Source organism: Flavobacterium rhamnosi (assembly GCF_048286515.1).
GTDB lineage: Bacteria > Bacteroidota > Bacteroidia > Flavobacteriales > Flavobacteriaceae > Flavobacterium.
Genome location: NZ_JBLVPS010000008.1, coordinates 38,292 through 51,636, shown reverse-complemented (window position 1 = coordinate 51,636; position 13,345 = coordinate 38,292). Strand labels below are relative to the sequence as shown.

10 protein-coding genes are annotated in these 13,345 nt (G+C 34.5%); 8 read left to right on the top strand and 2 right to left on the bottom strand.

Features of this window, described 5'->3' with window-relative positions; all coding sequences use genetic code 11:
- Nucleotides 1-92: 92 nt before the first annotated feature.
- Complete coding sequence (locus ACNQGN_RS08565) at nt 93-632, bottom strand: DMP19 family protein (protein ID WP_417987413.1); 540 nt, start codon at nt 630-632, stop codon at nt 93-95.
- Between the two features lie 314 nt (nt 633-946).
- Here ACNQGN_RS08565 and metG point away from each other — a divergent pair, with 314 nt between their 5' ends.
- The 4 genes from metG to ACNQGN_RS08545 all read left to right on the top strand — a co-directional run bounded on the left by metG (nt 947) and on the right by ACNQGN_RS08545 (nt 6,233).
- Entirely contained in the window at nt 947-3,007 is a 2,061-nt protein-coding gene (gene metG, locus ACNQGN_RS08560; RefSeq protein WP_417987412.1) for a methionine--tRNA ligase, read from the top strand.
- Between the two features lie 84 nt (nt 3,008-3,091).
- A complete protein-coding gene (locus ACNQGN_RS08555; RefSeq protein WP_417987411.1) occupies nt 3,092-3,778 on the top strand; it encodes an HAD family hydrolase in 687 nt (228 codons plus the stop codon).
- Nucleotides 3,779-4,113: 335 nt separating this feature from the next.
- Nucleotides 4,114-5,376, top strand: a complete 1,263-nt coding sequence (locus ACNQGN_RS08550) for an OmpA family protein (protein WP_417987410.1) — start codon at nt 4,114-4,116, stop codon at nt 5,374-5,376.
- Between the two features lie 338 nt (nt 5,377-5,714).
- Nucleotides 5,715-6,233 (top strand): ferritin, encoded by a 519-nt coding sequence (locus tag ACNQGN_RS08545; RefSeq protein WP_417987409.1) that lies wholly within the window; start codon nt 5,715-5,717, stop codon nt 6,231-6,233.
- Nucleotides 6,234-6,582: 349 nt separating this feature from the next.
- On the opposite strand, the gene ACNQGN_RS08540 is transcribed toward ACNQGN_RS08545, so the two are convergent.
- Nucleotides 6,583-6,915 carry a single-stranded DNA-binding protein gene (locus ACNQGN_RS08540; protein ID WP_417987408.1) on the bottom strand — a complete coding sequence of 111 codons (333 nt, stop codon included), beginning with the start codon at nt 6,913-6,915 and terminating at the stop codon, nt 6,583-6,585.
- A 180-nt stretch (nt 6,916-7,095) separates the two neighbouring features.
- Between ACNQGN_RS08540 and ACNQGN_RS08535 the strand changes: the two genes are divergently transcribed.
- From ACNQGN_RS08535 to ACNQGN_RS08520, 4 genes are all read left to right on the top strand, one after another.
- Nucleotides 7,096-8,625 (top strand): GNAT family N-acetyltransferase, encoded by a 1,530-nt coding sequence (locus ACNQGN_RS08535; protein ID WP_417987407.1) that lies wholly within the window; start codon nt 7,096-7,098, stop codon nt 8,623-8,625.
- Nucleotides 8,622-8,972 (top strand): hypothetical protein, encoded by a 351-nt coding sequence (locus tag ACNQGN_RS08530; RefSeq protein WP_416851661.1) that lies wholly within the window; start codon nt 8,622-8,624, stop codon nt 8,970-8,972. The genes ACNQGN_RS08535 and ACNQGN_RS08530 overlap by 4 nt, the downstream gene beginning before the upstream one ends.
- Nucleotides 8,973-9,003: 31 nt before the next feature.
- On the top strand, nt 9,004-11,391 hold the full coding sequence (locus tag ACNQGN_RS08525) for a M28 family peptidase (RefSeq protein ID WP_417987406.1): 2,388 nt from the start codon (nt 9,004-9,006) through the stop codon (nt 11,389-11,391).
- A gap of 88 nt (nt 11,392-11,479) precedes the next feature.
- Complete coding sequence (locus ACNQGN_RS08520; protein WP_417987405.1) at nt 11,480-13,126, top strand: DUF6377 domain-containing protein; 1,647 nt, start codon at nt 11,480-11,482, stop codon at nt 13,124-13,126.
- Nucleotides 13,127-13,345 lie beyond the last annotated feature (219 nt).

Sequence of the window (13,345 nt, the reverse complement as noted above, 5' to 3'; positions counted from 1 at the left end):
GCTTGATTTTTATAACTCTACTTTTATAATAATGGTAGCAAATTTAAGGAAATGTTTGATAGAAATGGGACAAAGTTTTGATGAAAAGTTATCTATTCTCTTTTAATCTCATGACCTACAAATTCCTCCAACGTTGCAAACATAGTGTCTACAGACAACACTTCGAAATCCGGATGTGTTTTTAAAAAACCAGCATTCAAAGCAATCAGGTTCTCTTCAATTTCAAAAAAAGCATCGTTGTTAAGCAAGCCTCTGATAGGATTTACTCCTTCCAGCTTCCCTTTCAGGAATTTATTCAACTTTACACTGCTCATTAATTTTACTTTTTTGCATTGCTGTCTGAATAATTCCAAATGTTTTTCAGCGCCAACCAGTGCCAGACCTTCTTCTATCAACTCGTTTAACTCGGTATTCCAACCCGAATTAAAAACAAATTGAGCAAAATTTCCTTCTGTATATTGTGACACATAATAGTCTAAATAATAACTCATTAAAGCATCTTCGTGAATCAAATCATCGTCAACACCTTCCTCACGCATTAAGTTGATTACCGAAATATTAGAGTGAATAACGTCTTGGAGATTTTCACTATTCATTGCGGTTTCTGAAATAATTATTCTACCAAATTCCATACTTTTTATGTTTAAATACTATTATTGCAAATTTCAGTTAAATTAAAACAGAAAAGAAATACAATGTGATTTATCTCTATTAAATTATTGACATTAAATTTATCGACACCCTAAAATACTGCCCTGATTACTTCACTTAACTTTAATCTTTATAAGAGTCCAGTAAAAGACCCTTGCATTAAAAAATCCTTATTCCTTTTTTTTTAACAACAAGATTGCAACGAATAGCGGGAAGCAGCTCCTAATAAAAACCTTATCCCGAAGCGTCGGGACTCAATTCTATTGCTTATTTTTGCGGTCACTAAAATTGAGTTATGATACAGAATCCAAAAAGATATACGATTACAGCGGCATTGCCTTATACGAACGGACCGATTCACATCGGCCATTTGGCGGGTGTTTACGTGCCTTCGGACATATATTCCAGATATTTAAGATTACAAGGAAGAGACGTTTTGTTTGTTTGCGGAAGCGACGAACACGGCGTGGCAATTTCGATGAAAGCCAAAAAAGAAGGCATTACGCCACAGGAGGTAATCGATAAATATGACGGAATCATTCGTAAATCATTCTCTGATTTTGGAATTTCGTTTGATAATTATTCCAGAACTTCGGCTAAAATTCATCATGATACCGCTTCTGAATTTTTTAGAAAACTGTATGACAAAGGTGATTTTATTGAAGAAATAACGGAGCAATTGTATGATGCAAAAGCAGATCAATTTCTAGCAGACCGCTTTGTTGTTGGGACCTGCCCAAAATGTGGCAACGAAGAAGCATACGGTGACCAATGCGAAAAATGTGGCTCTACGCTAAATGCTACGGATCTGATTAATCCAAAATCGACAATTACCGGAGAAACTCCAATTTTGAAATCTACGAAACACTGGTTTTTACCTTTGGATCGATATGAAGATTTCTTGAAAGAATGGATTCTTGTTGGGCATAAAAATGACTGGAAACCCAATGTTTACGGGCAAGTAAAATCATGGATTGATGGTGGATTAGAACCTCGTGCGGTAACTCGCGACTTGGATTGGGGAATTGATGTCCCGGTTGAAGGTGCCGAAGGAAAAAAATTATACGTGTGGTTTGATGCACCAATTGGCTATATTTCATCTACTAAAGAATGGGCTTTACGTGAAGGAAAAGATTGGGAGCCTTACTGGAAAGATCAGGACACAAAACTGGTTCACTTTATTGGAAAAGATAATATCGTTTTTCATTGCATCATTTTCCCTGCGATGTTGAAAGCAGAAGGAAGCTATATTTTACCAGACAATGTGCCTGCAAATGAGTTTTTGAATTTAGAAGGAAACAAATTGTCAACTTCAAAAAATTGGGCAGTTTGGCTGCACGAATATTTAGAAGAATTTCCAAATCAGCAAGATGTTTTGCGTTATGCATTGACATCAAATGCTCCTGAAACAAAGGACAATGATTTTACCTGGAAAGATTTTCAGGCAAGAAATAACAATGAATTGGTTGCAATTTATGGAAACTTCATTAATCGTGTAGTGGTTTTAACCAATAAATATTACAATGGAATCGTACCTCAACCGAATGAACTTTCGGAGGTAGATCAAGCTACTTTAACCGAATTGAAAGCTTATCCGGCAGTCATTTCAAGTTCCGTAGAACGATACAGATTCCGTGAAGCTTTGAGCGAATTGATGAATGTGGCTCGTTTAGGAAATAAATATTTAGCTGATGAAGAGCCTTGGAAAGTTGTCAAAGACAATCCGGACCGTGTTCAAACACAAATGTATGTAGCCTTGCAAATTGCTGCCGCATTGAGCGTTTTGTGTGAACCGTTTTTACCTTTTACCGCAAAGAAGCTTTCCAGAATTCTAAAAATTGAAGATAAAATAGGCTGGAACACAATTTCAGATACTTCTGACCTGATTCCGGCCGGACATCAAATTGATGAAGCTGAATTGCTTTTTGCTAAAATCGAAGACGAAGAAATCCAAAAACAAATAGATAAACTGGAAGCAACTAAAACTGCCAATAGTGCTGAAAACAAAAAAGCTGAACCACAAAAAGAAGCGATTCAATTTGAGGATTTTGCCAAAATGGATATTCGTGTAGGAACAATTCTAGAAGCCGAAAAAATGCCAAAAGCCAACAAGCTTTTGATTTTGAAAGTAGACACAGGAATTGATGTTCGCACAATCGTTTCAGGAATTGCCGAAAGTTTTAAGCCTGAAGATATTGTTGGAAAACGAGTGACTGTATTAGTGAATTTAGCGCCAAGAAACCTTCGTGGCGTGGAGAGTCAAGGTATGATTTTAATGACTACCAATACTGAAGGAAAATTGGCTTTTGTGAACCCTGACACCGATAATGTTGCAAATGGAGAGACCATAAATTAAAGAAAAATCCAAACACTAATTTCACAGATTGGCATGAATTAATTTCTGTTAATTTGTGAAATTCGTCTTTTAAATATCACAAATATGAACCTAAAAGTAATTGCTTTCGACGCCGATGATACCTTATGGATCAACGAAACGTATTTTGATGAAACGGAGAAAAAATTCTGTGGTCTGATGGAAGACTATTTGTCACATCAAGGAATTTCCAAAGAACTTTTTAAAGTGGAAATTGACAATCTTAGATTATACGGCTACGGAATCAAAGGGTATATTCTTTCGATGATTGAAGCAGCGATGTCCATATCGAACAATACTATCCCTATTGAAATCATTCAAAAAATCATTCAGTACGGAAAGGAACTACTTGAAAAACCTATCGTTTTATTGGATGGCGTAGAAGAAACTCTAGAAGCATTAAAAGACAAATACAAATTGGTTGTCGCTACCAAAGGCGATTTATTGGACCAACGCCGAAAACTTCATAATTCGGGATTAGGTCATTATTTTCACCATATCGAAGTGATGTCGGATAAGCAAGAAATTGATTACGCTGACCTGATTAAAAGATTAGAAATAAAACCTTCTGAATTTTTTATGATTGGAAATTCATTAAAATCCGATATTCTACCTGTTTTGGCCATTGGCGGACACGCAGTTCATATACCGTTTCATACGACTTGGGCACACGAAAAAATTGATCATAAAGTAGAACATGAAAATTTCAATACTTTTGAAAAAATAACAGAAGTTTTAAAAAGGCTGGAATAGCGTAACGACTTTGCCTATAAATAGTTAAAATTGGTTTACCGTTAGGTGATTAGAGTACGTGATAAAAAGACGCTTTCAATCTAAAACTCTTCTCTATAGTGACTAAATAAGTGCCGTTTTAAGCATAAAATACAGTGATTTTCTGTTATTTTATAAATTTTAAAAAAATAAATATTTTCCTATATTATATTCAAAATACTGATAACCAATGTTTTGAATTAAAAACCCACTTGTTATCATTACAGAATAATTATTAATACTTATATAATTAACGGTTTGGGTTTTTTAATTAAATATTGTGATGTATTTTTGCATTAAATTAAAATTGAAACAATATGAAAAAAATCATACTTACTTTAGTATTTGCTTCTGTTATGACTACTATGAGTGCTCAAACTGAAGAAACTGTAAAGAGCACAGAAGATGCTTTTAACAAATGGTCAGTTGAATTAGCTGGCGGTTTTAACAAACCTCAAAGACCTATGAGTGCAGGTTATACAACTTCACTAATAAGTCCTTATGTTGTTGATTTAGGTGTTCGTTACATGTTTAACAACAAATTTGGTTTGAAAGCTGATTTTGGTTACAACAGTTTCACAGGTAAAAAAGAATCTATTGATTTCGACACTAAGTACTACAGAGTAGACTTACAAGGTGTTGCTAACTTAGGAAGAATCATGAGTTTTGAAACTTGGACTCAAACTATTGGCTTATTAGGTCATGCTGGAGTTGGTTTGTCTTTATTAGAAAGAGAAGATCCTTCTTATAGAAAAGACAGAATGGGTAACTTCATGGCAGGTTTAACTGGTCAAATTAAATTGTCTGACAGAATCTCATTAACAGGAGATTTTACAACAATTCTTAATGCAAAACAAAACATGGCTTTTGACGGAGCTAGTTCATCAAATACTAGAGGTTTCGGTGGAATCCTTTTTAACGGTACTGCAGGTATTACTGTTTACTTAGGTAAAAATGTAAAACATGCTGACTGGGTTCTTGACAATGAAGATAGATTCAATGTTATTGACAACAGACTTACAGCTATCGAAACAAAAATGCTTGATGCTGACAATGACGGTGTAGCTGATTACTTGGATCAAGAACCAAATACTGCTGCTGGTGCAATGGTAGATACTAAAGGTAGATCAATTGACAAGAACAACAATAACGTTCCTGACGAAACAGAAGATTACATCATGAAAAATTACGCAAGTAAAACTGGTGATGCTAATGGTGTATACGATAACGAATTGATCAAAAGTTTAATCAATGGTGGTTATGTTGCTACTTATTTTGACTTTGACAAATCTAAACCAACTAACGTTTCTACTGAAGGTATTGATTTTATCTTAACGTACTTGAGAAACAATCCTTCTGCTTCAGTTGACATTATTGGTCATGCTGACGAATTAGGAAGATCTGCATACAATGATAAATTATCTAATGCAAGAGCTAATAATGTGAAAAACATTTTAGTGAAAGCTAATATTGATGCATCTAGATTAAATGTAATCGCAGCAGGTGAAGATACTTCAGTTGATAAAGATTCAGACGGTGCTAGAAAATTAGTTAGAAAAGTTACTTTCAGAGTAAAATAATCTAATTCTTCATATCAAAAAGCCCTAAAGGAAATTTCTTTTAGGGCTTTTTTTATGTCCAAATTTTTTGTGTTATATGAAAAACTATTTTTTCAGGACCTGAGGATTACTACTCTTCTATTTTCTTATTTGGGGGATCATCTCCCCGTAGCTGCTTAAGATTTCTTTTGGAAAAATGATAGCTTCAGAAAACAGAAAAAGAACTATACTGCAATCAGCTCATCTGAATTAATCAATTAACAGACAACCTACATCTAGCTCAATTTTTACATTATTTTTTAGGATATTATGAACCCGTAAATAAGTATTTTTTGTAACTTTACTTAAAACTCACTACTATGCTATCAAAAAATATAGAGCTCGCGTTAAATCATCAGATTCGCATTGAGGCAGAATCTTCTCAAACTTATCTTTCTATGGCTTCTTGGGCAGAAACTCATGGCTTAGAAGGAATTTCAAAATTTATGTATGCTCAATCTGATGAAGAACGTGCACACATGCTTAAATTGGTACGCTATATAAATGAAAGAGGTGGTCATGCAAAAGTAAGCGAACTAAAGGCTCCTAAAATTAGCTACGGAACATTCAAGGAAATGTTTGAAGAACTTTATAAACACGAAATTTTCGTTTCTGATTCAATAAATGAACTGGTTCATCTTTCCTTTTCTGAAAAGGACTATGCTACACATAACTTTTTGCAATGGTATGTAGCAGAACAAATTGAAGAGGAAGCGCAGGCCAAACTTATTTTAGATAAAATAAATTTAATTGGGGATGATAAAGGTGGTTTATATTTATTTGACAGAGACATGCAACAAATGACTTTAAACGGCTCTGCAGAAAAAGACTCTAAATAAACTTTTTAGAACACTATAACTTGATTTTAATTCTTTGAAAATTTGAGTAAAAAGAAGAAAAATAAGGAAAAGAAAAAGGACAAAAAAGGGCTCCTTAAAAAGGATGGCACCAAAGGAAAACTCAAGTCAAAATGCTGCGAAAGTTATAAAAAAGGCGAAGACAAACGTTGTAAGCGTTGCCCTAGATTTGATTTGGATAAAGAAACGGAATAATTAGTTATTCAGTCACGCCACACAGTTACAATACTATATAATAAAGACCATCGATGGCTATCGATGGTCTTTTTATTTGAGCACAGTTTACAATATTACAATAGCTGCAAACTGACCGAATTCTGCTATCTGGACACTATTTCCCTAAAAGCAATACCTCGTTAACCACTACTTCGGTCACATAACGTTTTTCACCGTTTTTATCATCATAACTTCTATATGTCAATTTACCTTCGACGGCAATTTCTTTTCCTTTAGCTGCGTATTTCTCAATGATTTCAGCTGTTTTACCCCAAGCTACGAGTTTATGCCACTGCGTTTCTTCTACTTTTTCTCCCTTCTCATTTTTGTAACTTTCATTTGTCGCCAGATTGAAATTGGCTAATTTTTTTCCTCCGTCAAAAATTTTGATTTCTGGATCACTCCCAACGTGTCCAATTAACTGTACTTTGTTTCTTAATGAGCTCATGGCGTATACTGTTTAAATGTTAGTGTATGTTTTGTTGAATTGTTCTTTCAAATCAACATTGCAAAGATGCGGTGACTTCTAAAAAGTATTCGGTTACTAACTGTTTACTTTCGGTTGTAACTATTTGTAAGCGTTTGTAAATGGAAAAATTTAGTTATATTTGGTCAAAATCAACTCCTTATGCTGGCCAAAATAAAAAAAGTAGAATTACGAAATCTGAAGATTGAAGATTATAAGGAATTGAAAAAATCAATGGTAAAGTCCTATCCAGAGCTTGTAGACTCGTATTGGAAAGAAAAGGATATTGAAATACTACTGGACTTATTTTCTGAAGGACAATTCGTAATTATTGCGGATAAAAAAGTGGTGGGCGCTGCATTATCGTTAATTGTCCCCGAAATTTTGGTTGATAAAAATCCAGATTATGCTAAAATAACCGGGAATTTCACTTTCTCGACACACAATCCAAAAGGAGAAATATTATATGGAATAGATGTCTTTATTCATCCTGACTATAGGGGATTACGTCTTGGTAGACGATTGTATGACGCCCGAAAAGAATTGTGTGAAAAATTGAACCTGAAGGCTATCGTTTTTGCCGGAAGAATCCCAAATTACAGTAAATACGCTAAAGAACTGACCCCGAAAAAATATATCGACAAAGTCAAACTAAAAGAATTACATGACCCTGTGCTTTCCTTTCAATTGAGTAATGATTTTCACGTGATGAGAATTATGAAAAACTATCTGCCAGGAGACATTGATTCCAAAGAATTTGCTGTACTATTAGAATGGAATAATATTTATTATGATGAAAGTCCTCAGTTAATAAATACTCAAAAAAGCATAATAAGACTTGGATTAATCCAGTGGCAAATGCGTCCACTGATAAACTTAGAAGCTCTATTTGAGCAGGCAGAATTTTTTATTGATGCTGTATCCGGCTATAAAAGTGATTTCGCCCTTTTTCCGGAGTTGTTTATTGCCCCACTTATGGCAGATTACAATCACCTGGCGGAACCTGATGCCATTAGAGAGCTTGCAAAATATGCAGACCCTATTCGCAAAAAATTTCAGGAACTTGCGATATCTTATAACATTAATATCATTTCAGGAAGCATGCCTTATTTAGAAAATGGCACTTTGTATAATGTTGGTTTTCTTTGCAAAAGAGACGGAACTTCTGAAATGTATTATAAGATTCACATAACTCCAAATGAGGTTCTGCATTGGGGAATGAAAGGTGGCTCACAAATTAAAACTTTTGATACCGATTGTGGAAAAATAGGCATCATGATTTGTTATGATGTTGAATTTCCGGAAATGGCAAGATTAATGGCCGATGAAGAAATGAATATTTTATTTGTACCATTTTTAACTGATACTCAAAGTGGTTACACTAGAGTAAAGCACTGTGCACAGGCCAGGGCCATAGAAAATGAATGTTATGTAGCCATTGCAGGATGTGTTGGAAATCTTCCAAAAGTAAACAACATGGACATTCAATATGCACAAACCGCTGTTTTTACGCCTTCAGATTTCGCATTTCCCAGCACCGGAATAAAAGCGGAAACGACCCCTAATACTGAAATGACCTTGATTGTAGATGTGGATGTAAATCTACTTAAAGAGCTTCACGAGCATGGAAGTGCCAGAATCCTAAAAGACCGTAGAACTGATTTATACGAAATTAGAAAAATCAATCCATGAATAAAACCTGCTTAGAATGTGGAGAGAAGATTGTAGGCCGCGAAGACAAAAAGTTTTGCAGCGACGGTTGTCGCAATGCTTACAATAACAAAATAAATAAGGACAGCACTAATTTCATGCGTAATATAAACAATAAGTTACGCAAAAATTACCGCATTCTATCCGAACTCAATACTGAAGGAAAATCAAAATCCACTCGAGCAAAACTTCTCAGCAAAGGTTTCGATTTCGAGTTTTTTACTAATATTCTACAAACCAAAACAGGAAATACCTACTATTTTCTGTACGATCAAGGCTACCTACCCTTGGAGAATGATTTTTATATGTTAGTCAAAAAAGACATTTAATACCACAACCCCCAAACCTACCTAACCAGCAATGAAAAAAGATTACTCCTCAATTTTTGCCAGTTTATTTATCCTAGTAGTTCTAGGATTGATTTACTTTACCATGATGCCGCATTGGACCTCAGAAGATGAAAGCCCTCTTTCTGAATTTTCGACCAAAAGAGCTTTGAAGCAAGTGGAAGCCATTTCAAAACAACCTCATTACGTAGGTTCTGATAATCATGAAATAGTTGCGAATTATCTACAAAAAGAACTTAATAAATTAGGACTGGAAACCGCTATCCAAGAGGGATACACTTTGAGTGATTGGGGAAATTTGGTAAAGTCAAAAAATATTTTGGCTCGAATAAAAGGAACTTCTAATTCTAAAGCATTGCTGTTACTTACACATTATGACAGTGCCCCGCATTCCTATTCTCCCGGAGCAAGTGATGCAGGCTCAGGTGTTGCAACAATCTTAGAAAGTGTCCGTGCTTTTTTGTACAATAAAACACCTCATAAAAATGATATCATCATTCTGTTTTCAGATGCAGAAGAATTAGGATTAAATGGTGCTGCCCTTTTTGTTACAAAACATAGTTGGGCACACCAAATAGGCTTAGTGCTTAATTTTGAAGCACGAGGCTCCTCGGGCCCGAGTTACATGTTAATGGAAACCAATAAAGGAAATGCAGGATTGGTGCAGGAATTTGCTGCTGCTAATGCAACTTTTCCCGTCTCCAATTCCTTAATGTACAGTATTTACAAAATGTTACCCAATGATACAGATTTAACCGTTTTCAGGGAACAAGGAAATATTCAAGGATATAATTTTGCTTTTATTGATGACCATTTTAACTATCATACCGCTCAGGACGATATTGATCATTTGAGCAAAAACACCTTAACACATCAAGGCTCTTACTTAGTACCGTTGTTAAATTATTTTTCGAATGCTGATTTGAGTGCCACCCAAGCAACCACAGACGATGTTTATTTCACAATTCCATATACTTTTATAAGCTATCCATTTAGCTGGGTTTTACCAATGGTACTAATCGCTTTAGGATTGTTTATTTTCCTGCTGTTTTTAGGAAGAGCCAAACGCATTTTATCATTCCGGGAAATTGGAAAAGGATTTATTCCGTTCTTAGGCTCCCTAATCGTTACTGGATTAATTACATTCTTTGGATGGAAAATACTATTGAAAGTCTATCCCCAATACAATGATTTACTCAACGGATTTACCTATAATGGCCACGATTACATTTGTGCTTTTGTGCTTTTAGCCTTAGCGATAGGCTTAGCGTTTTACAACAGTTTTTCTGCTAAAAAAGTTACTATGAATCATTACGTAGTACCATTATTTCTATGGATTATAATTAACGGAATTCTCGCTTTTGTTCTACAAGGAGCTGGATTTTTGATTATTCCGGTTTACTTTGGATTATTTATTTTTGGCGTTTTTATTGTGACTCAGAGGTCTAATAAAATGCTAAATCTTATTTTTAGCATCCCTTCTTTAATCATTATAGTACCATTCATCCAAATGTTCCCAATCGGTTTGGGTCTCAAAGTGCTGTTTGGAAGTGCTATTCTTACAATATTGACTTTTGGATTACTATTGCCTGTTTTTGGAGCTTTCGCCAAAAAAGGGATCTGGTCTTTACTGTTTTTTGCTCTTGCGATTGGCTTTTTAGTTAAAGCGCATTACAACTCAGGTTATGAATTTGGAAAAGCCAAATCAAACAGTTTATTATATGTATATAATGCCGATACGAATAAAGCAAACTGGTTAACCTACGACACCAATCTTGACGCATGGACCAAAGGGTACCTAGGCGAAAATCCAAAAGAGGCAAGCGCATTAAACGAAACGCCTTTATACAGCAAATACAACTCTGTTCTTACCTATCAGGCAGATGCTCCCGTAAAAGCCTTAGCAAAACCAAGCATAGAATTTCTTGAAGACAGGATTATTGGCAACCAAAGGTATTTAAAAATCAAAATCTCACCAAATCGAAAAGTCAATCGTTATGATATTTTCGCGAATGAAAAAATGGTTTTTCATAATTTTAAAGCAAACGGCGCGGCATCATTAGGCCAAAAAGGATCTAGATACGAACGAAACGGACAGAAAATCTTGAGTTATTACGTCGTTGATAATATACCTTTGGAAATGCAATTCAGCATCAGTATTGCTACAGTCTTGGAAATGGAATTAATGGAAAGTTCTTTCGATTTGTTACAAAATCCGCTGTTTAACATCGCAAAAAGGGAAAGATGGATGATGCCTACACCATTTGTACTGAATGATGCGGTTGTTATCAAACAGAAGATAAAACCAACCCCAAAAGTAGTTACAAATACTTTGGACAATGCCGTTATTGCTCCTGCTGAAAAAAATAGTTTACCGATTGTGAAAGACAGTTTGATGTAATGCAATACTAAGCAACCGGACTTTTCATTTTCTTCTCGTTTTGTAGAATGAGATAGAAAAAAAAATTAATTCTTTCAAAGAACAAACAATGAATAGATTTTTGACATTAGTTATTGTATCGCTATTTCCCGCTCTTCTTCTTGCTCAAAATAATTTTGACTCATTGTTAGATGAATTGGACAAAACGGTAGATAATTATCAATTATATTCTAATAAAAAAGAGAATGAAATAAACAAACTCAAAGGACTGCTGAAATACACTTCTACTGATCTTCAAAAACATGAGATTTATGGAAAATTGTACTCTGAATACAAGTCGTATCAGTCCGACTCGGCCCTGATTTATGCAAGAAAGAGTTTTCAAATAGCAGAAAAATTAAATGATGTTAGAAAGCTAAATGATGCCCGATTAAATCTGGCTTCTATAATGGGAACATTAGGGATGTATAAGGAAGCAACAGATATCCTTAATAAGATCAACATCAACACTTCTCCCGATCTCAAGGCTTATTATTTTACTGTAAATAGTGCTGTTTATGGATACATGTCTGATTATGCATCTTCGCCTCAAGAAAAAGAAAAGTATGTTTTACTAACGAAAAAGTACCGTGACTCCTCGTTAAATTTCTATATGCCTCAAACAAGCCCATACATTATGGCTAAGTCCAGTACGCTTATTGATGCTGGAAAATATAACGAGACGCTTGATTTACTACATAATTATTTTCCGAATATTGCTCATAATAGTCCTGACCGGGCTGTTATTGCCTATATTATTTCACAGGCTTATCGCCAAAAAAAAGACCATGAACAGCAGAAAAAATGGTTAACAATTTCTGCCATATCCGATTTGCAATTGGCTAAAAAGGAATATATTTCGTTGCGATCTTTGGCTTTTCTGATGTATGAAAATGGAGATATAGACCGTGCTTATAAATATATAAAACGGTCCCTCGAAGATGCTCTTTTTTGCAATGCCCGCTTGCGGACTTATGAAATATCTAAGATGATGCCTATCATCAACGAGTCCTATCAAAAACAAAATGAAACCAATCGACTTCAATTAATTCTGTTTTTAATAAGTGCCAGTATTTTATCATTATTTTTGTTGGCAGTACTCTTTTTGCTCTACAAGCAAATGAAGAAATTATCTAAAGCGAAGCAGGATTTAAGTTTAGCGAACACCCAGCTTTCTGATCTGAATAAGGAATTACATACATTCAATGAAAAATTGAATGAGACAAATTACACTCTTACTGAAGCAAACCTTTTGAAGGAAATATACATTGGCCGTTACATGGATCAGTGTTCGGATTATATAGGCAAGCTAGACGAATACCGTCGAAAATTGAATATAATGGTAACTACAGGAAAAATGAACGATCTCGTAAGTGCCATAAAATCGAAACAGTTTATTGAAAATGAGCTCAAGGAGTTTTACCGTAATTTCGACAAAACATTCTTGCAGCTCTTTCCAAATTTTATCAAAGAATTTGCAGCTTTACTGATTGATGACGAAGTAACACAATTGAAGGAAGGAGAACTGCTTAATACTGAATTAAGAATCTTTGCACTCATCCGTTTGGGCATCAAGGATAGTGCAAAAATATCAATATTCCTTCGCTATTCTGTATCCACAATTTATAATTACCGTTCACAATTAAAAAATAAAGCAGCAGGACCTCGTGAGCAATTTGAATCAAGAGTAATGCGAATAGGAACCAATTTAAAATAAAAAAATCTATTTATTAAGAAGCTTTTCAGGTTTAAAACAATCTTGAATACTACTTTTTTAATATCAATCTACCACTTTTTTTAAGCAATAAATTTACATAATAACCAGCTATACATCATATTACATTTTTTAAATAGAAATTCAATCTACTTTTTAAGAATGATAAAAATATGTATGGTGTAAAGAGTTTACTTTTACTTCCACGAAATTTGAAATTTG